The organism is Pedobacter frigiditerrae, from assembly GCF_004331645.1.
Classification (GTDB): Bacteria; Bacteroidota; Bacteroidia; order Sphingobacteriales; family Sphingobacteriaceae; genus Pedobacter; species Pedobacter frigiditerrae.
Genome location: NZ_SJSK01000010.1, coordinates 20,774 through 40,924, shown reverse-complemented (window position 1 = coordinate 40,924; position 20,151 = coordinate 20,774). Strand labels below are relative to the sequence as shown.

General features: G+C 36.1%; 21 protein-coding genes and 1 tRNA gene. 10 read left to right on the top strand and 12 right to left on the bottom strand.

The annotated features are described in order from the left end of the window. Positions 1 to 44: 44 nt before the first annotated feature. Together EZ428_RS23725 and EZ428_RS23720 are read right to left on the bottom strand one after the other, a co-directional pair. Positions 45 to 254, bottom strand: a complete 210-nt coding sequence (locus tag EZ428_RS23725; protein ID WP_225871154.1) for a hypothetical protein — start codon at positions 252 to 254, stop codon at positions 45 to 47. A gap of 63 nt (positions 255 to 317) precedes the next feature. After that, positions 318 to 390 (bottom strand) — tRNA-Phe (locus tag EZ428_RS23720). 232 nt (positions 391 to 622) lie between these two features. On the opposite strand from EZ428_RS23720, the gene EZ428_RS23715 reads away from it, so the two are divergent. Both EZ428_RS23715 and EZ428_RS23710 read left to right on the top strand, forming a co-directional pair. After that, positions 623 to 1,918 (top strand): (Fe-S)-binding protein, encoded by a 1,296-nt coding sequence (locus EZ428_RS23715; RefSeq protein ID WP_131555831.1) that lies wholly within the window; start codon positions 623 to 625, stop codon positions 1,916 to 1,918. Positions 1,919 to 2,058: 140 nt separating this feature from the next. Continuing rightward, positions 2,059 to 2,847: a (Fe-S)-binding protein gene (locus tag EZ428_RS23710; RefSeq protein WP_131555830.1), complete on the top strand. Its 789-nt coding sequence runs from the start codon at positions 2,059 to 2,061 to the stop codon at positions 2,845 to 2,847. 791 nt (positions 2,848 to 3,638) lie between these two features. On the opposite strand, the gene EZ428_RS23705 is transcribed toward EZ428_RS23710, so the two are convergent. Continuing rightward, entirely contained in the window at positions 3,639 to 4,427 is a 789-nt protein-coding gene (locus tag EZ428_RS23705; RefSeq protein WP_131555829.1) for a DUF3050 domain-containing protein, read from the bottom strand. Positions 4,428 to 4,868: 441 nt separating this feature from the next. Then, a complete protein-coding gene (locus tag EZ428_RS23700; RefSeq protein WP_131555828.1) occupies positions 4,869 to 5,351 on the bottom strand; it encodes a hypothetical protein in 483 nt (160 codons plus the stop codon). 51 nt (positions 5,352 to 5,402) lie between these two features. Between EZ428_RS23700 and EZ428_RS23695 the strand changes: the two genes are divergently transcribed. Both EZ428_RS23695 and EZ428_RS23690 read left to right on the top strand, forming a co-directional pair. Continuing rightward, entirely contained in the window at positions 5,403 to 5,888 is a 486-nt protein-coding gene (locus EZ428_RS23695; RefSeq protein ID WP_131555827.1) for an ABC transporter ATPase, read from the top strand. A 448-nt stretch (positions 5,889 to 6,336) separates the two neighbouring features. Then, positions 6,337 to 8,766, top strand: a complete 2,430-nt coding sequence (locus EZ428_RS23690; protein ID WP_131555826.1) for an AsmA family protein — start codon at positions 6,337 to 6,339, stop codon at positions 8,764 to 8,766. 86 nt (positions 8,767 to 8,852) lie between these two features. Here EZ428_RS23690 and mtgA read toward each other — a convergent pair whose 3' ends face one another. Continuing rightward, positions 8,853 to 9,587, bottom strand: a complete 735-nt coding sequence (mtgA, locus tag EZ428_RS23685; protein ID WP_131555825.1) for a monofunctional biosynthetic peptidoglycan transglycosylase — start codon at positions 9,585 to 9,587, stop codon at positions 8,853 to 8,855. Positions 9,588 to 9,840: 253 nt separating this feature from the next. Here mtgA and EZ428_RS23680 point away from each other — a divergent pair, with 253 nt between their 5' ends. From EZ428_RS23680 to EZ428_RS23670, 3 genes are all read left to right on the top strand, one after another. Continuing rightward, positions 9,841 to 10,122: a helix-hairpin-helix domain-containing protein gene (locus EZ428_RS23680; protein ID WP_131555824.1), complete on the top strand. Its 282-nt coding sequence runs from the start codon at positions 9,841 to 9,843 to the stop codon at positions 10,120 to 10,122. A gap of 127 nt (positions 10,123 to 10,249) precedes the next feature. After that, the gene (locus EZ428_RS23675; protein WP_131555823.1) at positions 10,250 to 11,050 is read left to right on the top strand and encodes a 3-keto-disaccharide hydrolase; all 801 of its coding nucleotides are present in this window, start codon (positions 10,250 to 10,252) and stop codon (positions 11,048 to 11,050) included. Next, positions 11,050 to 11,448, top strand: a complete 399-nt coding sequence (locus EZ428_RS23670) for a DUF1801 domain-containing protein (RefSeq protein WP_131555822.1) — start codon at positions 11,050 to 11,052, stop codon at positions 11,446 to 11,448. The genes EZ428_RS23675 and EZ428_RS23670 overlap by 1 nt, the downstream gene beginning before the upstream one ends. 228 nt (positions 11,449 to 11,676) lie before the next feature. On the opposite strand, the gene rplI is transcribed toward EZ428_RS23670, so the two are convergent. The 5 genes from rplI to EZ428_RS23645 all read right to left on the bottom strand — a co-directional run bounded on the left by rplI (position 11,677) and on the right by EZ428_RS23645 (position 14,619). Beyond that, positions 11,677 to 12,120: a 50S ribosomal protein L9 gene (rplI, locus tag EZ428_RS23665; RefSeq protein ID WP_131555821.1), complete on the bottom strand. Its 444-nt coding sequence runs from the start codon at positions 12,118 to 12,120 to the stop codon at positions 11,677 to 11,679. Positions 12,121 to 12,130: 10 nt separating this feature from the next. After that, positions 12,131 to 12,394, bottom strand: a complete 264-nt coding sequence (rpsR, locus tag EZ428_RS23660; protein ID WP_055132310.1) for a 30S ribosomal protein S18 — start codon at positions 12,392 to 12,394, stop codon at positions 12,131 to 12,133. After that, positions 12,394 to 12,756 (bottom strand): 30S ribosomal protein S6, encoded by a 363-nt coding sequence (gene rpsF / locus EZ428_RS23655; protein ID WP_131555852.1) that lies wholly within the window; start codon positions 12,754 to 12,756, stop codon positions 12,394 to 12,396. The genes rpsR and rpsF overlap by 1 nt, the downstream gene beginning before the upstream one ends. A 375-nt stretch (positions 12,757 to 13,131) precedes the next feature. Continuing rightward, positions 13,132 to 13,878, bottom strand: a complete 747-nt coding sequence (locus EZ428_RS23650) for a DUF3108 domain-containing protein (RefSeq protein WP_131555820.1) — start codon at positions 13,876 to 13,878, stop codon at positions 13,132 to 13,134. Between the two features lie 147 nt (positions 13,879 to 14,025). Further along, positions 14,026 to 14,619, bottom strand: coding sequence for a hypothetical protein (locus EZ428_RS23645; RefSeq protein ID WP_131555819.1), 594 nt, complete (start codon positions 14,617 to 14,619; stop codon positions 14,026 to 14,028). A 171-nt stretch (positions 14,620 to 14,790) separates the two neighbouring features. Here EZ428_RS23645 and EZ428_RS23640 point away from each other — a divergent pair, with 171 nt between their 5' ends. The 3 genes from EZ428_RS23640 (at position 14,791) to EZ428_RS23630 (ending at position 18,602) form a co-directional block, all read left to right on the top strand. After that, positions 14,791 to 15,663, top strand: coding sequence for an AraC family transcriptional regulator (locus EZ428_RS23640; RefSeq protein WP_131555818.1), 873 nt, complete (start codon positions 14,791 to 14,793; stop codon positions 15,661 to 15,663). A 552-nt stretch (positions 15,664 to 16,215) separates the two neighbouring features. Then, positions 16,216 to 18,102: a DNA polymerase III subunit gamma/tau gene (locus EZ428_RS23635; protein WP_131555817.1), complete on the top strand. Its 1,887-nt coding sequence runs from the start codon at positions 16,216 to 16,218 to the stop codon at positions 18,100 to 18,102. A gap of 2 nt (positions 18,103 to 18,104) precedes the next feature. Continuing rightward, the gene (locus EZ428_RS23630) at positions 18,105 to 18,602 is read left to right on the top strand and encodes a PH domain-containing protein (RefSeq protein ID WP_131555816.1); all 498 of its coding nucleotides are present in this window, start codon (positions 18,105 to 18,107) and stop codon (positions 18,600 to 18,602) included. Between the two features lie 102 nt (positions 18,603 to 18,704). Here the strand turns inward: EZ428_RS23630 and EZ428_RS23625 are convergent, their stop codons facing one another. After that, complete coding sequence (locus tag EZ428_RS23625; RefSeq protein WP_131555815.1) at positions 18,705 to 19,220, bottom strand: hypothetical protein; 516 nt, start codon at positions 19,218 to 19,220, stop codon at positions 18,705 to 18,707. Then, positions 19,204 to 20,118, bottom strand: a complete 915-nt coding sequence (locus EZ428_RS23620) for a hypothetical protein (RefSeq protein ID WP_131555814.1) — start codon at positions 20,116 to 20,118, stop codon at positions 19,204 to 19,206. The genes EZ428_RS23625 and EZ428_RS23620 overlap by 17 nt, the downstream gene beginning before the upstream one ends. Between the last annotated feature and the right edge of the window lie 33 nt (positions 20,119 to 20,151).

Genomic DNA, 20,151 nt, shown 5'->3' with positions numbered 1-20,151 from the left:
CATATCTAATTTGATAATTAAAAATACAAAGAATAAATTTTATATTAAAGCTCATTTAGCAAATCTTCAGCATTTCTGGCCTTAAGCCGACCAGACAAAACTAAATTTAGTTCATCAACTGCCTCCTTTACATGTAGAAGTACCTTTGCTTTAAAAGGAGTAAGTGGTTTAGTTTTAACATATGGCAAATCATTTAATAACGCCATTAACATTTCTACTTTACTTTCTTTTACCTCTAATACAAATTTCATCATAACAAGATAAGAATAAAACCACGTATAATCAAAAAAACCCCAGATTGCTCTGAGGTTTTAAAGTGGTATGGGCCGGGATCGAACCGGCGACACATGGATTTTCAGTCCATTGCTCTACCGACTGAGCTACCGTACCTACTTCCCGTTTGGGATTGCAAATGTAGTGTCTTTTTTTGAAAGGCAAAACATTTTTTTACTTTTCTTTTCTTAAAAGGCAATTAAAGGCAGAGTTCCTCTATAAATCAGCAATTTACAAACTCAAAAAAAATGCATTTTATTCATATCTATTCTAAATTTTAATTTTATGCATGCATAGTAATATATTTTAAGATTAAATCTTTTAACTTAGCTACATCATTGCAAATAAAATGGCATCACAAATTATCTTTATCCTTGTTACCCTAGCAGGAATTGGCTTATTTAGCTTTAATGCTCGTAAAGTTATTCGTAATATCAAGATCGGTAGGCCAGCTAACCGTAATGATCAACCTGCAAAAAGATTCATGACCATGCTTAAGGTTGCCTTTGGGCAAACCAAAATGGCGGTTAGACCAATCCCTTTTTTACTACACTTAGTGGTTTACCTGGGCTTTGTGATCATTAACCTAGAAGTATTAGAGATCATGATCGATGGTATTTTTGGTACGCATCGAGTTTTTGCTGGCTTAGGTGGCTTTTATGATTTCCTGATCGGTTCATTTGAGTTTTTAGCTTTAGGTGTTTGGTTAGCTTGTGTTATTTTCTTAATCCGCAGAAATGTTTTAAAGTTGAAACGCTTTAGTGGCGTAGAGATGAAAGCCTGGCCAAAGTCTGATGCGAATTACATCTTAATCACTGAAATCTTATTAATGTCGGCATTTTTATTAATGAACGCAGCTGATTCTAAACTACAAGCTTTAAACGAAGGCCATTACATTAGCGCTGGTGCATTTCCGGTAAGTGCTTACCTGCAAGGCTTATTGCCTAGCAGCGCTGCCAGTTTAGTCATGATAGAAAGAGCTTGTTGGTGGTTTCACATCATCGGCATATTTGCATTTTTAAACTACCTACCCTACTCTAAACACTTCCATATCTTATTTGCCTTTCCAAACACCTATTTTTCAAATCTGGAGCCAAAGGGCGAATTTACCAATATGGCGAGTGTAACCAATGAGGTTAAGGCCATGCTCGATCCATCATTTGTGCCTGCAGAAACTGCGCCTGGAAAGTTTGGAGCTAAAGACGTAAATGACTTAAGTTGGATTAATTTAATGAACGCCTATACTTGCACAGAGTGTGGCAGGTGTACTTCTGTTTGTCCGGCTAACCTAACGGGAAAATTATTATCGCCCCGCAAAATCATGATGGATACCCGCGACCGCCTTGAGGAAGTTGGTAAAAACATAGACAAACATGGAGCCGATCACCAAGACGGGAAAGCTTTATTAGATGATTATATCACTCGTGAAGAAATTTGGGCTTGTACAAGCTGTAATGCCTGTACAGAAGCTTGTCCGATTAATATAGATCCACTTGCTATCATTGTAGATTTAAGAAGATATGCAGTGATGGAAGAATCTGTTGCACCAGGAAGCATCAATGCGATGTTGGGCAATGTTGAGAATAATGGCGCCCCTTGGAAATATTCTCCGGCAGATAGGTTGAATTGGGCAGAGCAGAGTTAAAAGAGAGTCCGAAAGTCGGAAAGACCGAAAGTCAGGAAGATAAAGGAGCAGAAGAAAAGAAGTCCGAAAGTCGGAAACAAAGAGCAAAAATTAAGTAAGCTTGGTCTAAATACTAAGTACTATATACTAAATACTTAAAAATGGAATTCAAAGTACCAACAATGGCCCAATTAATGGCCATGGGCGAAGAGCCTGAAATATTATTCTGGGTAGGATGTGCTGGAAGCTATGATGAAAGGGCACAGAAAATTACGCGTGATATTTGCAAGATTTTACATCATGTAGGTATTAAATATGCGGTGTTGGGAACCGAAGAAAGTTGTACTGGAGATCCTGCTAAAAGAGCTGGGAACGAATTTCTATTCCAGATGCAAGCAATGACTAATATTGAAGTATTGAACGGTTACAACATCAAAAAAATCGTAACTGGTTGTCCGCATTGTTTCAATACCATTAAAAATGAATATCCAGGCCTTGGTGGTTCTTATGAGGTGATACACCATACACAGCTTATCCAAGATTTAATTAACGAAGGCAAGTTAAAAGCCGAAGGCGGCGAAAGCTTTAAAGGCAAAAAAATCACTTTCCATGACCCTTGTTATTTAGGCAGAGGTAATGGGGTTTATGAAGCTCCTAGAAAGGCATTAGAAGTTTTAGATGCACAATTGGTAGAAATGAAACGTTGCAAAAGCAATGGACTTTGCTGTGGCGCCGGTGGTGCACAAATGTTTAAGGAACCAGAAAAAGGCACTAAAGACATTAACATCGAAAGAATTGAAGAAGCTTTAGCAACCGAGCCGCAAGTAATTGCCGCCGGTTGTCCGTTTTGTATGACGATGTTAAGTGATGGGGTTAAATTAAAGGATAAAGATCAGGAAGTGAAAGTATTGGATATCGCTGAGATTACGGCGAGAGCGAATGGATTGTAAGATTCCATCTACGTCAATCGAACTCAATTCTTCATTGAGGAGATTCTTTAAGCCTCTTGAGCACTGCCCCAACCCTACCCGTCACTTCGAAATGAGCTCTTCGCGATTGAGAAGTCTCTATACCTCTTGAGCACTGAACAAGCTTGTGCGAGAAAAAAGGTAGTGGTTTAAAGGAAAGAGATATCTTCCCGAAGATTCGGGACAAGCTCTCGCTGCGCTGCGTTCGATAAGACGGAGAGGGGGATCGTCAATCGAACCCAATTCTTCATTGGGGAGAAGTCTCTAAGTTACTTAAGCACTGAAGAAGCTTGTGCGAGAATGAAGAAAGTGGTTTAAAGGAAAGAGCTATCTTCCCGAAGATTCGGGACAAGCTCTCGCTGCGCTGCGTTCGATATGACGGGAACGGGGATCGCGTCAATCGAAATGAGCTCTTCGCGATTGAGAAGTCTCTAACCCTCTTGAGCACTGCCCTGACCATCACTTCGAACTCAATCCTTCATTGGGGAGAAGTCTCTAAGTTACTTAAGCACTGAAGAAGCTTGTGCGAGAATAAAGACGGTGGTTGTTAGGAAAGAGATATCTCAGTCGTTCCTCCTTCGATATGACGGGAACGGGGATCGCGTCAATCGAACCCAATTCTTCATTGGGGAGAAGTCTCTAAGTTACTTAAGCACTGAAGAAGCTTGTGCGAGAATAAAGACAGTGGTTGTTAGGAAAGAGATATCTCAGTCGTTCCTCCTTCGATATGACGGGAATGGGAAAGACTTCGCTCCGTTAGTTATAAAAGAAACCTAAACTTCCGTCAATTTCCTCTCCATAATTTCTTCTAAAACACCGTCCCATAAGTTGATGCGTTTTTGAAGAGATTGTATCGTTGCTTTTTCAGCGGCTAACCATTTCTGTTCATCATTGCCACATAGATTTGCGGTCATTTCTAATGCTAGGTGACTATGATGATCGCCATCTACTTCAATGTGTCTTTCTAAGTAGTATTTGAATTCTGAAATGCTCTCTGGAAAGTTTTGGTGAATATCATTCACAATTGAAATGAACATGTTCGGGATAAGGTCTTCCCTACCAAAAGTAAAAACAGCAGATTGGAGATAATCCCTATTGCTATTGATTGTTTCAAAGGTGTATTCAACAAATTCCCTTGCTTTAGGTTGAACAGCAGCTGCATCAAACGCTAAAGACAATTCACCATTTTCTTTCAAACTCTCAATAAAAATTTCTATTTGTTTTGTAGCTGCACCACATTGTTTCATGGCATCAAGATAGAGTTCAAAATGACTCTTTCTAATTCCATTGCTGTCAACATCAGATTCTTCACCAGCCACAATTTCATTAATTAAATATCGTGTGTTTGCATCTCCTTTTGGAAACCAAGGAATAGAAGTACAGGTTAAATTAATTTGCAATGACTTTAATAATGACATGAAATCCCAAACTGCAAAAACATGATATTGCATAAAGATTTTAAGGTCGTCTATTTCCTTAATTGCTGCATAAACTTTATGGTTTATAATTTCTTGTCTTAAAGGTTCTATTGCTTTTTGAAGCTTTGCTAAATTCTCATTCATATTGGGCACAAATATACCCTTCATTACTAATTAAGAGGCTAATATTTCGTTACCGTTTAATTTTTGACCTAGAAAAGACTTTCATTATGCACTGACCCCACCCTAACCGTCACTTCGAACCCAATACTTCATTGGGGAGAAGTCTCTAACCCACTTAAGCACTGCCCTAACCATCGCTTCGAACTCAAACCTTCACTGGGTAGAAGTCTCTAACCCACTTAAGCACTGCCCTAACCATCGCTTCAAACTCAAACCTTCACTGGGTAGAAGTCTCTAAGTTTATTGAGCACTGAACAGCCTTGTGGGAGAATAAAGGTAGTGGTTTTTGGGAACCAGATATCTCCTCGCTGCGCTGCGTTCGATATGACGGAGTGGGGATCGTTTGACGTTTGTCGTTTATTAACGAACAACGGTCAACGAACAACGGCAAACGAACAACGCTCAACGGTTACTCGCCAACAAACTTTCGTTAACTCGTTTAAAGCGATCGGCTAATTCATTTAACTGTTGTACATCAATATTTTTTAGCGGGATAACTACATAAGTTCCCATTGAGTCAATTTCTCCGCTCCTATCGTTTCTGGTTTGTACAATTACATCGTCTTTTTTGGTCCGCAAGTATAAATCACCCTTGGTTGTTGTGCCGTAATAATCCATACTTTTAAACCTCGATAAGTTGAAGGCAAAATACTCTTCTTTTCCATTGTTAAAAACCTTGCGGTAACGACAAAAACCAGTGTTAGTAACATTAATTTCATAACGTTTAATGTCTTTCATTTGGGCATCATTATCGTAGTATTTGGTCAGGAAACTTTGTATAAAAAAGGTCTGTTCTTCTGGCAAATCAAAGCCAGATAAAACCAAAAAACCTAGGCAAACAGAAAAGAAAACACACCTTTTTAAGCTCAATGTAAACTTTTTCATTAGAGGAAACGTTTTAGTGAAAGTAAATTAAATAAATGATAAATTTGAAATATGATTTTTTCTCCACAATCTAAAGTTTGGATCTACCAAAGTAGCCGTCAGTTTACCCCAACAGAAGCTGCCGAAATACAGCAAAAATTGGATGCTTTTACAGCACAGTGGACAGCTCATGGCCATCAATTAAAAGCCAAGGCAGAAATCCCTTATAACTTTTTTATTGTTTTAACCGTAGACCAAGATGCCGCCTCGGCAACTGGTTGTTCTATCGACTCTTCTGTAAGGGTAATCAAGGAAATCGAAAACGCTTATGGTGTTGATTTATTCAACCGTTTTAACATGGCTTATAAAATCGATGATAAAGTACATGTAGCAGGCAAGGAAGATTTTGAGACTTTAATTTCCATTAAACAAATAGGCCCACAGACCATTGTTTTTAACAACTTGGTGCAAACACTGGCAGAGTTTGAAGACAAATGGGAAGTTGAATTAGAAAACAGTTGGCATAAAAATATTTTCGCCGAGCAGTTGAGCGCTTAACCCCTAAATTCCTCAGACTAAAATCGGAGCAGGCTCTAAAGGAGACTTATAATCACAAAAGATTTTATAAGATTTGAAGCGCAATAATTCTGCTACTATTAATGTAATTCCTGCTTCCCGCTTTACTTCGCTACGCTTCGTGTTCGCTGCAATCAGGGCTATTGAATAGGAGACCGTGCAAGGAAAACCCCTCATAGTAGCACAAACCTGCGTAAGTTAAACCTGATAGTAGTGTAAATCCTTTTGTCATCCTGAGCGTAGTCGAAGGACAAAAGATTGAAACGAATAGCAGGGATTTCCTCACCCAGAAACTACTGCCCTTGCTTTTCAAAATCTTAACTAGTTTATACATTTTTGAATCGGCCCAAATGAACTGACGAACCAATGAACCGATAAAAACATTAAAGCCATTTTTTTGTTATCTTTAATATAACATCTAAATTAATTTATGGCTCGCTGGCTCAAAATCTCCCTTAAAGTTCTAGCTTCTCTTTTTGTGCTCATCATAATTGTATGGTTGGGTGCGGCCTATTATATCAACCATAATAACAAGGCGATATTAAACACTATTCTTAATCAGCTTAACGCCAACGTAAATGGCAAAATTGAGGTTGGTGGTATGGAAACTACTTTACTTAAAGGATTTCCTGGAGTATCTGTTTCATTAAAAAAAGTGCAATTAAGAGATAGCTTGTGGGCACAACATAAACACGATTTACTAAATGCAGCTGATATAGATGTTTCACTTAACATTTTTTCGCTGATTGCGGGAAACATTAAAATCAATAAAATCGGGATCAATAATGCTGGTGTTTATATCTATACCGACACTACTGGTTATACCAATACAAGTATGTTTAAGCCTAGGGCAACTGGCACACCAAAGTCAAAGGCAGATCAAACAGCATTTGAAATTAAACACGTAGATTTTAACAACGTAAAACTAATAATTGATAACCAGAAGCGATTTAAGCTATTTAACTTTCAGATTGAGGAAGTGAACGGCAAAATCGACTATCCAGATTCTGGCTGGAACGGGAAATTGAAACTTAAAACAATGGTTAACAGTTTTGCATTTAATACCAGAAAAGGAAGTTTTATTAAAGACAAAACCTTAGCAGGAACTTTAATTGCGCATTACAATAGTGAAAAGAAAGTGGTAACCATTGACCCAGAAAAGCTTATTATTGGTGGAGATGAATTTATTATTGGCGCCAAGATAGATTTGGCAAAAAACGAATCGGCTTTTGCGATAGACATTAGGGCCGACCAGATTTTATACAAAAACATTGCGCTATTACTTTCCCCAAATATTTCTTCAAAGCTGTTAAAATTTGCCATTGATAAGCCCATTGATATCATAGGGCATATTATTGACGATGGCAGTAAAACTGGCAAAGACCCGTTAATTAATGTGAGGATGAATGTAAAAGATAATATAGTAACCATTCCATCGGGACAATTAACCAATTGTAATTTCACTGGCACTTTTACCAATAAGGATACGGTTGCACATCCGATAGGCGATGAAAACTCTGCCATTAAATTTTACGGGTTAACTGCCGATTATTATAATGCTCCTATTAAGGTTGATACATTTTTGGTGAGTAATTTAGCAAGGCCTATTGCAACAGGTTTTATCACTTCTCAATTTCCCTTAGAAAAACTAAATAGCTCTATTGGTGGAGAAACCTTCAATTTTAAGAATGGTACAGCCGATGTTCGTTTATACTGCAAGGCTGATATAGATAACTTCACTTTTACCAAACCTACCTTAACTGGGTTTGTAGATATTAAGAATGCAGACATCACCTACATACCTCGTAATTTGACTTTGGTAAATAGCTCTTTGACTTTAAATTTTAACCAAAAGGATTTAAACATTACCGGAAGCAGGTTTCAGCTTGGCAAAAGTGTGTTAAACATGAGTTGCTCTATTCAAAACTTCCTTAATTTCTATTATACCAATCCCGAGAAAATTCTAGTTAAATTAAACATGAATAGTCCTCAGTTGAACCTAGGGGAATTCATGTCGTTTTTGGGGCAACGGAAAACTGTTAAAAGAAAACCCGCTTCTAAAAATGCAGTTAAGGAAGTCTCGGATCAACTGAGTGCAGTTTTAGAGGCAGCTAAGGTTCAAATTCAGTTAAATGTAAACAAGGCCATTTACAAGCGTTTTGTGGCTAATAACTTAAGCGCCAATGTTTCTTTATTAAATGATGGGATTTACTTTAATAAAATAAACGTGAGCCACGCCGGAGGAAACCTAAACTTAACAGGTAATGTTAAACAGCTTGGCGCTATTAATAAGTTTACCATCAACTCTGTTATTAGCAAGGTAAATGTAAAAGAATTCTTCTATGCATTTGATAATTTCGGCCAAACCTCCATTACCAATCAGAATTTAAAGGGTTATTTATCGGCCAAGGTAAATGCATCTGGCAGTATGACTGATAAGGGAGAAATTGTTAAAAGAGCAATGTATGGACAAGTTATTTTTAACTTGAGCAATGCTGCCTTAGTAAACTTTGAGCCTTTGCAAAAAGTACAAAAATTAGCTTTTGCCAATAGAGACTTCTCTAACATTACCATTGATAAATTAGATGGCACCTTTACCTTAAATGGCGATAGGGTTTTGATTAGCCCCATGCAGGTGAACACCAGTGTTTTAAACTTTAACATGCAAGGCATTTACGGTTTAGGTGCCGGAACAGACATTGCCATGGATATCCCGCTAAGAAACCCTAAAAAAGACGAAGGAATAACGGACAAGGAAGAAAAGAAAATTGCCAGGATGAAGGGCATCGTTTTACACTTAAAGGCCATGGACGATGGTAAAGGCGGAATGAAGGTAAGATGGAATAAGGATCACGAATAAAAAAGATTGTCATCCTGAGTTTATCGAAGGAAATCTTTTTTATTCGCCAAGTCTTCGACAAGCTCAGACTGACAGATTACTTAAGACTAAAAATCAAGTGGCCCCAATCTCCTCATGTTTCTCATGATCAGATATTGCTTGTGCCTAATGTATGCTGTTGGTTTGTTTGGAGTCCATCTTCTAGGATTTGGGAAACACGCTGCTAATAAAGAGGCTTGACTTTTAGTCATACTTGAACAAGATTTACCATAGTATTCTTGTGCAGCTGCTTCTGCCCCGTAAATACCATCGCCCATTTCTATTACGTTGAGGTAAACCTCCAGAATGCGCTCCTTGCTCCACAGTAATTCAATCAACAAGGTAAAATAGGCCTCAAAACCCTTTCTAATATACGAACGGCCAGGCCAAAGAAATACGTTTTTAGCTGTTTGCTGTGAAATGGTGCTTCCACCTATTACTTTTTTCTTTTTTTGATTTTTCTTCTTTTCATTTGCAGCATAAGCTTTTTCTATGGCTTTAATATCAAAACCCATGTGTTGCAAAAACAATTGGTCTTCTGCGGATACTGCAGCACGTTTCATGTTATCTGAAATATCCTTAAACTTAACCCATTTGCGATCTGCTTTTGCCGGTAAATCTTTTGCAGAACGTTCCCAGTTTCGTTGCACCATTAAAGGGGTAATCGGTGGATTAATAAAACGATAAGCCAATACCCAAATTACGCTGAACAATATAAACCAAAGCACAACTTTGCCCGAAATAATTAGTAAGCGCTTAAATAAAGATGGTTTGGTAGTTGTTTTGCTAGTTCTTTTGGCCATTAAGGCAAAGGTATGTAAAATGAATTACGATTTTAGATTGACGATTTAATTCATTTCAAAAAAACAATAAATCTTGGCTTTACATCGTAATTTTAAAGACTATCGGCCGGCGTCTCACCGACCGAAACTGGTCACTTATTAGCAGGTGGAGACAGCAGTTGATTAGTAAAGCAAAACTTAATTGACCTTTTTATTGTCTCGTTTAACCCTAAAAATTTAAACAGCAAGCATTAAGTTTGTATAAACATTTGTAATGCCTTTAAAAATTTGTCCATCTGGTCATCAACTTCATAAATCTAGTGATTGCCCCACCTGCCCTATTTGTGAGGAGGAACACAAACCCTCATCAGGATTTCTTGCTGAAATAGCAGCACCAGCAAGAAGAGCTTTGGCAAGTAAAAATATATCAACCTTGTTAGAGCTGGCTAAATTTACAGAAAACGAAATTGCAGCTTTACATGGAATGGGACCAAATGCAATGGGAAGGCTTAAAGATGCATTGAATAAAGATGGATTGACCTTTTCTTTCCGCTAACCAAGATAGCTGAGGAAGAAGCTAAAAATATTTGGGCTTCTTTTGGTTGGTGAGGACACCAACCAAGGAATCAAGCTTATTTGTTTCGATACATTTTATTTTTAATTTGGACAAAAAATAACCATTTATGAAAACCTTACCTTACTGTTTCGCCTTAGTTGCTCTATTGATTTTTTTAGCTGCCAAACCTGTCTTAAATGAAAAAAAAGAGTGGATTTCTTTATTTAATGGCAAGGACATTAAAGATTGGAACGTAAAAATTCATCATCATGATTACAATGTAAACTTTGGTAATACTTTTAGGGTAGAAGACGGCATAATTAAAGTAAGGTATGACCAGTATGGCGATTTTAACGACCAATTTGGGCACCTTTATTACAAAACCCCATTCTCTTATTATCACTTAAAATTAGAATATCGTTTTGTGGGTAAACTTCATAAAGGAGCACCGAGTTATACCTTGTTAAACAGTGGCATAATGTTTCATTCACAAGACCCTAAAACAATGCCTAAGGAACAAGATTGGCCAATATCTATAGAAATGCAATTCTTAGCAGGTTTAGGAGATGGCAAGCCTAGACCAACAGGCAATATGTGCTCGCCCGGCACAAACGTAGTTTACAATGGAAAAATAGCTGCAGATCATTGCATCAATTCTACTTCAAAAACCTATGATGGCGATCAGTGGGTTAAAGCAGAACTAATTGTACTGGGAGATTCGCTAATTACACACATTATTAATGGAGATACCGTATTAAAATACTCGAAACCTCAAATTGGCGGAGATGTTGCCAATAGATACGACCCAAAGATTAAAATAGATGGAAAGCTATTAAAAAGTGGTTTCATTGCTTTACAAAGTGAAGGTCAGCCTGTTGATTTCAGGAAAATAGAAATTAAGGTACTTCCTTCCAATCAAAAGAAATAATGGCAAAATCTAAACCTTCGGATAGCGAACAGGTTGATGAATTAATCACCAAACTAGGTGATGAGGTTAAGGCAACTGTACAAACTATCAGAGCGCTAATTTTAGCAACCGACCCCGAAATTGCAGAACAAGTAAAATGGAATAGTCCGAGTTTTTACTTTACTGGCGAAATGAAACCGTTTGATCCAAAAGAGTATAAAAGGGATATTGTGGTTTGTAATATCCATAGGGGAAAAATCCTCTTGGTTTTCCCTACTGGTGCAAAGGTAACAAGCTCATTAAAAGGAAAAGATTATCCTGATGGGAGAAAGATCGTTACCATTGACGATTTAACGGTTACTACCACAAATCAATTACAACAATTAATTAAAGATTGGTTAGGGATGGTAGAGAAGTAATAATTTAGCGTCATATCGAAGGAGGAACGACTGAGATATTTATTCCATCCCCCCCTCTAACTTCATTATCGCACAACCTCGTTCAATGGTTAAGAAACTAAGAGATTTCTCACTCCATTGCCTGCCTGCCGGACAGGCAGGCATTCCGTTTCGAAATGACGGCAATTAAAAGACATAAAAAAACCGCTTCCGAAAATCGGAAGCGGTTCTATATCTAATAAGATAATCTTACTCAGCTACTACTTCGAAAGGAACTTTAACTTTCACTTCTTTGTGTAAGTTTAAGTTAGCTACGTATTCGCCAACCATTTTAGGTTCAGTTTCGAAAGTAATACGACGACGATCTACATCAAAGCCTTGAGCTTTTAATGCATCAGCAATCATGATAGTGTTTACAGCACCAAAAATCTTACCTGTTTCGCCAGCTTTAGCACCAATGCTCAATTTAACATCAGCTAAACGAGTTGCGATACCTTCTGCATCTTTCTTAATTTTATCTTGTTTAAAAGCAGCTTGCTTTAAGTTTTCTGCCAATACTTTTTTAGCAGACGGTGTAGCCAATTGACCAAATCCTTGAGGGATTAAGTAATTACGACCGTAACCTGGTTTTACCGTAACGATATCATCTTTCTCACCTAGTGATTTGATATCTTGCTTTAAAATAATTTCCATTTCTCTGCGCTTATTTTAATTGGTCAGTAACGAAAGGTAACAAACCGATGTGACGTGCACGTTTAACCGCTTGGGCCACTTTACGTTGAAATTTCAATGAAGTACCAGTTAAACGGCGAGGTAAAATCTTACCTTGATCATTGATGAATTTTAACAAGAAGTTTGCGTCTTTGTAATCGATATACTTAATACCATTTTTTCTGAAACGGCAGTATTTTTTTCTGTTATCGTCCACTTTTGGAGCGGTAACATATTGTATTTGATCCTTTGCCATTATGCTCCAGCCTCCTCTTTCTTAGGTTTTTTGTTAAAAGCTCCGCTGCGTTTTTTCTCGCTGTAAGCAATCGCATGGCGATCTAATCTTACAGTTAAGAAACGTAAAACACGCTCGTCGCGTTTTAATTCTAACTCTAACTTGTTAATTAAATCCCCTTCAGCTTTGTATTCTGTAAGGTGGAAAAATCCGCTTGCTTTTTTTTCAATCGGATACGCTAATTTTCTCAAACCCCAATTATCTTCTGCGATAATTTCGGCTCCGCTATCAGTAATAATGCTTTTGTATTTGGCTAAAGCCTCTTTCGCAACATCTTCTGACAACAACGGGGTAAGAACGATAACAGTTTCGTACTGATTCATCATTGTTTTTTAAAGTGATTAATATTTATTCCCGTCGGTTAAAACGGGTTGCAAATGTAGTGAGATTATTCTTTAAATCAAAATGTTAGGTGAAAAAAGTCGGAAAGTCCGAATGCCTGAAAGTCAGAAAGATAATTTTTATAACCTATTGATTAGCAAATAAATGATTTGGAAAAGATGGGTATTGGCAATCAGCATTCCTCTCCCGCCCCAACTCCAATCTTTTTACACTTAAATCGCCTGAAGGGGCTTGGTAAAAGTATTTCTGTTAGATGTGGTTTATAGAACAAAATTTGCAGTTCTTGGAAACAATTTTACATACCCCCATATCAACAAGTGTTGCAAGCTTTTACCTACCCCATCTTTCGGACTATATTAATACTGTTTCACCTTAATTCTATACCTACCTTTAAAGTATTCTTGCATTTTAATTACTTCCTTATTTTTCTCAGTTAACCAAAAAGTGGCATAACTATCTGACGTATAGTTAATTTTAAGCAACCAACATTTAACTTTCACTTCACTATTTAACGTTAATTCTTCCTTGCCTACAACTTCATACCTGTGGTAAGTTGGTTTCGCCTCATTTGGATCAAAAAAAGAAATGTCAAATTTTTGACCTACCTTTTTAATAGGTAATAAAGCATAGGTTTCTAAATCTTGTTCCCAGCTTATAATTGGAATGGTTAATTCTACCTTACCTTTTTTAACAGCCATGTTATTTTTAATGGTGTCTGAAGGGATCATAAAACCATCTCGATAGTCGTAAGCAATAATACCTCTACCCTTATAATTCGCATAATGGTAAATTGGCGCTAGTGTTTTACCATCACATATGTTAATGATTGTAGCAAGTGTAGTATCATTTTTTATCCAATTCCACTTAAACTCTACAGCTTGTTTATTTTGAAAAATTTTAATTGAAGTAGTTCTTTGCCAAATATCACCTATGGTTCTTTTTGTAAAAAGTGAATCTGTCATGTAAACTAAATATTCGCTCGTGCCAAGTTTTAAGTTTTGCAGCTGCAATTTATTGTTTTTGGCATTGATGGTGTCTATTTGCGCCTTAACACCAGTAGCTAGCACAAACAACACAACAGTTATTAGTAAGGATTTTCTCATTGTTAAATAGGTTTATTTTCTATTAAGACTTTTAAACCTCCCTAATAGTTACAAAGGCTATTATTATGGGATAGATAAAATAAATTTAAAGCACAAAAAAAGGGACTGTCTTTATCAGACAATCCCTTTCAGTTAATTTTTCGAGTATTAATTCAATTGAATAGTTTTAACAAACTCTTGGTTTTTAGATTTAACAATAAATGTTAATTCTTTTGCGTCTGTTTTATCTACGTTAAACTTTTTAACCAATTTAGTTTTAGCTGCAAAAACTTTAGTATATAATTCTTCATTATATTCATTTAAGATCTTAACCTCAACTTCACCGTTTGGCGTGTTTTCCATGTTAAGTATAATGGTTTCTTTGTCTTTTGTTAATACAGGCTTGAAAAGCTCAATTGTTGCGGGCTCAGAAACTACAGTTTTACCATTTTCTATAGTTACTTTGTATTCAATTAACTTTGTTTCGTTCTCTAATTTTACAGTATAGCTTCCATCAGGGAATTCTTCAAGATTATAGATTTTAGTAGATGGCTTTGATGCGTGTATTTTTTGATCGTATAAAAGCTCATCATTAGTTCCGTAAATTGTGATATTAATATCTTGCGCTTCTGATATTAAAAAAACTATAGATTTTTCTGTTTTAGCGTTAGCTTTCAATGAAAAGTTATCTTCATTTGCAAAAACAGCTGAAGAAGTTAATAATATACCTGCTAACAATCCGATTTTTAAGAAATTTTTCATGATTATATTGTTTAAAGGGTTATCAATTTTGTGATATACAAATGTACTATCGATTCTAACCGCATTTTTATGGCATATTCTCTTATATCTATGCAAAATTACCCAGTAGAATAGTTTATTTACAGTAAATTAACAATAGACCATAAATTTTAGGGTAATTTTGTATGCAATATGAAAAAGATACGCCCAAGTTTCGAAATTGTTGAGCCTTCTTTTGGAAGCTCTTTCTCTTACTCTAAATACGTAGAGAATGCCAACAACAAGGCTCACCTATGGCATTATCATCCAGAAATTGAAATGGTATTTGTAAATGGCGGGGCTGGCAAGCGCCAAATAGGGAGTCATATTTCTTATTATACTGAGGGCGACTTGATATTAATAGGCACCAATTTACCTCATTGCGGCTTTACGGATGAAACCACTGGCAACAAAAATGAAGTTGTTATACAAATGAAGCCCAATTTTTTAGGGGCCGACTTTTTATCACTTAAGGAGACCAAAGGTATTGCCAACTTATTCGAAAAAGCTAAATACGGTATTGCCTTTGGCAAGGATACGATGAAACTTGTTGGACCTACTTTAGAAAAAATGAATAGCTTATGGTCTTTCGAGAAGTTACTTGCGCTCTTAAGTGTATTACGAGAACTTGAACAAGCATCAGACTATACCTTGTTAAATGCACAGAATTTCTCGCTAGAAATGCAAGTTCAAGACAATGACAGGATTAATATGGTCTTTAACTATGTTAAAGACCATTTTTTAGAAGAGATTAGCTTAGAAGACATTGCAGAAATGTCTAGCATGACGGTTCCTTCTTTTTGCAGGTATTTTAAAAAGATTACCAAAAAGACATTTACCAGGTTTGTAAATGAGTATAGAATTGTTCATGCTTCTAAACTTTTAGCCGAAAAACCCATCAGTATTGCAAACATCAGTTACGAAAGTGGCTTTCATAACTTCAGTCATTTTAATAAGTTGTTTAAGGAGTTTACAGGCAAAAGTGCGTCTGAATATAGAAAAGAATTGAAATCGATAATTAAATAATTCTGTTCCTAAAATTAAATGTCACTCAGAGCTTAGTCGAAGAGTTTACTGGGAGTGCCTCGACTACGCTCAGCATGAGACACAATCAAGTGCAGATTAACATTATCGGTTGAAAAACAGTCTCAGTATTACCTCGCTACTTCAGTCCCGCCATTTATCGCCTGCCTGCCGGACAGGCAGGGGTTTATATAACATAGAAAGTGGCTCTTGGCCAGAGATTTCCCGTCATAGTTGGCTTAGCATCATACAACAGAAGTAGAAAGCACCAACTTAAATCATAAACCGGATTGAAGCGGCATCCTTTTTTATGTCATCCTGAGCGCCTGCCTGCGTGTAGGCAGGTAGTCGAAGGACATAAAAAAATATAGCTGAAAGCAGGACAGCAGTCGCCAAATAGCACTGATTTGGATTTTCAAAAAAACCAAAACTAGTCATCCGATGAGATTTGCAGGAACCATATACTCATCGGATGACGGCCGTTTCAAAAGGTAACTTTTCAACATTATAACTTTCAACATTTCAACCTCGACAAAAATTCCTATTTTCGTTGCGATGGAAAATTTTATTGTTTCGGCACGTAAATATCGTCCGGCTACGTTTGAAACCGTAGTTGGGCAGCAGCATATTACGGGAACTTTGCAAAATGCCATCAAAAACAACCAACTAGCCCAGGCATTTTTGTTTTGTGGTCCGCGTGGTGTGGGTAAAACTACTTGCGCCCGTATTTTGGCAAAAACAATAAACTGCACCAATCTTTCTGCAGAAACTGAAGCTTGCGGAACTTGTGAAAGTTGTGTTTCTTTTCAAACAGGACATTCTTTTAACTTCCATGAATTAGATGCGGCATCAAACAACTCTGTTGATGATATCAGGAGCTTAATTGAGCAGGTTCGTATACCACCACAAGCAGGGAAATATAAGATCTATATTATAGATGAGGTTCACATGCTTTCGGCAAATGCATTTAACGCATTTCTTAAAACATTAGAAGAACCACCTTCTTATGCTATTTTCATATTAGCAACTACTGAAAAACATAAAATTTTGCCAACTATTTTATCTCGTTGTCAGATTTTTGATTTCAACAGAATACAGGTTGAAGACATTGCGGGTCACTTAAACAAAATTGCCGTTCGTGAGAACATTACTGTTGATGGTGATGGTTTACACATTATAGCTCAAAAAGCTGATGGCGGTTTACGTGATGCACTTTCAATGTTTGACCAGATTGTAAGTTATACCAATAGAAACGTAACTTATAAAGCAGTAATTGACAACCTTAACATATTAGATTACGATTATTATTTTAAGCTAACTGATTTTTTATGCAGTGGCGATGTTAGCCAGACCTTACTTTTATTTAATGAGATTTTAAATAATGGTTTTGATGGCAATAACTTCATCAATGGTTTGGCTAGTCACTTTAGAAACCTTTTGGTTGGGAAAGATGCGCAAACCGTACAATTGTTAGAAGTTAGTGAAACCATTAAGCAAAAATACTTGGCTCAAAGCAAATCTGCTGATTTAGGATTTATCTTAACTGCTTTGAACTTGGCCAACCAATGCGATTTAGTTTATAAAAACAGTAAAAATCAACGGTTGCAAGTAGAATTGTCGCTCATTAAAATGTGCCACATTCCTTCGGTAATCCAACTTGCAAACCAACCTACAGCAACTGACTCAGATCAGGATAAAAAAAAAACTTTAATTAGTTCGGGGAGTCGAGTAGTTGGAAAGTCGGAAAGTCCGAAAATTGAAGAGCAGAGAACTGAGAATCAGGAAGTCGGAAAGTCCGAAAGTCTGAAAGTTGAGAACGCTAGTGTAGCTGACCTTAAAGACTTTGTTGAGCGAGAAGAATTGCAAGATTTACCTGACCACTTAGATATTCCTTTACCTACAAAAGCACCAGAGCCGAACAGGCCTATTACCTTACCTAAACCTTCTACTGGTTCAATAAAAATTCAGCCTTTAAGCACGAACACTATTGCTTCCTTAATTCCATCACTTACAAATTTAGAAAGCATTGCTAAAAGTGACGAAGATAAAGGGCCTAAATATATTACGGGCAATGAAAAGGAAAGTTTTACTGAGGAGCAATTTCTAGACCTTTGGAAAGTTTACACTCAAAAAGCCAAGGATGCAGATAAGATTCACTTGTATACCTTAATGAATAACGACCCAATTATTAATGGGACTGAAATTACGGTATTGGTAGAGAATTTAGCTTTAGAAAGTACCTTGCAAGATGAAAAGGTAGATTTATTAAATTTTCTTCGTTCTGCACTAAAAAACTACGACTTACAAATTGTATCCAAAAAAGGTGAAAATACAACCAAAAAGAGGATTTATACCAACAAAGATAAATACGCTTATATGGTCGAAAAAAATCCACAGATAGAGGAAATGCGCAAAAGGTTTAACCTGGATATTAATCCTTAATCATGACTACTGAAAAGAAAATTCTTTTAAGAGATTCATTTTATGCTGCTGTAATCTTCGCTGTAGTTTTTGGAATTATTGAGACTTATATGGTTAGCATTCCCTTTGCAGCTGTTACAGCTCCAATTGGCGGTGTGCTTTTTGGGGTATTCATTTATTTCTTTGCTGGTTCTAAAACCGTAGCTAAGCAAACAAGTATTAATAGCAATGGAGAAGAAATCATTCTTTCTGGACGAGCCAATCATTTTAAAGGTGCAGAGGCAGTTGGCGGAAAATTATATCTGTTTAAAGGTAGGCTAGAATTTAAATCTCATGGTTTTAATATTCAAAATCATGAACAATGCATTGACATTGCAAGCATTACAGGAGTAACACTCTATAATTCTTTGGGAATTATCCCTAACGGATTACAAATAACTACTAAAGATGGCAAAGTAGAAAAATTTGTGATTAATGGCAGAAAACACTGGAAAGAAGAGATCGAAAAGTTACAAGCATAGGCCCAAATTGTTAATGATAATTAAAACTCCATTAACAATTTCTTGAAAATTCCATTGTCTATAGTAACAATTCGACCTAACTATCAACTTTAGTCTTTTCGCTTAATAACTAATTCTACGATTAAATAACGTATCGAGTTTAGTTGTAAGTTTAAACCTAGTCTGATCCACTTTAATTTTTCTATTATAGGTTTGTATAGAGAAATCTATATTTCTATATGATGGAAAATTTTTAAATAAGTATAAAGCTATAGACCTAGATCCAGCCTCTAAATAAAGTGTATCCCTAACCATTTGTTGAATTGAAGAGTTAACTCTAACTGCGTTTATTGGCAAAACCAATTTATCCAAACCACTGTCCTTTGCAATGATTATATTTCTCGAAGTATTAGCAGGATCTACTAAGCTAATATCACTTTTAATGAATTGATAATTATTAGACTTACTGGTAAAAAACCCATACTGCCAGTTCAACCTGGTAATTCTAAAAATAAAGGATTGTGTAACTGAAAGGGGATAACAATCAATATTTTTATCAATCCACACACTAACTTTCATCACCGATAACAAAACAATTAACAATATTATTCTGAAAGTAATTTTATATGCTTTTATCATTTTCTTTAATTTTAAGATTAGCAAAAATTGCCGGGTACCAGCAAACTACATTTAACACAATTAGTAGCAACCCAAAAAACAACAAGTCCATAAAGAGTGCAATAAACAAATGCATTGATATAATTATGATGAGTATGTACAGTCGAGTTTTCTTAAACCATACTAACATGAAATACAATGATTCTATAAATACCACCATAATCCCAAAAAAGACATAGAAAAGGCTATTTTGGTCTTTTGGAAAAAAGTTTGTTGTCATTATGGTTGGGTCATTGCTAAGGAAATAGATAAACCTCCCATTCCACCAATTTTGCATGAATGCTTTCTCAAATCCAGCTGATATATAAGTTATAATTAAGTATAGCTGCAATACCCTAATGCATATTTGCTTAACCTCGTTAAGATTAGGATAATTATCTTTTTTGATTAATGATAAACTATAACCTGTTGGAAATATAGTTAGGAAAAAAAAGCATACTGATTGATAAATATCTACTCCAAATGCGAAAGAAGACATTACATTGGTAATTAATGTAAAACTAATTAAGCAAATAATAGCTGACAGCCTAGTATAAATCCCCAATAATAAGGCAATAAGGCCTAAAAAATACAACGTAAGAATTGCAATCATTACATAATTGGGCGATATGCTTAAAAAATCGGCAATTTTCTGTGGATGGCACTCAAACCAAAGTGCATTTGCATTAGACACTTCCCAATTAACTATGCCATTTGGCGCAAAAAAAACATCGTAATCTAAAACCAACGTATACATTGAGATAATTGCAAAAAGAGCCACCAAAATTCTAAAAACCTCTAATTGGTTGGCATTATAGCAATAGGTAATGTTATAAAAAACATTATCCTTCAAAACACTTTTAATTGTATATGAGTTCATTTTCGGTATTTTTAGGTACTCTATTGATTTAAA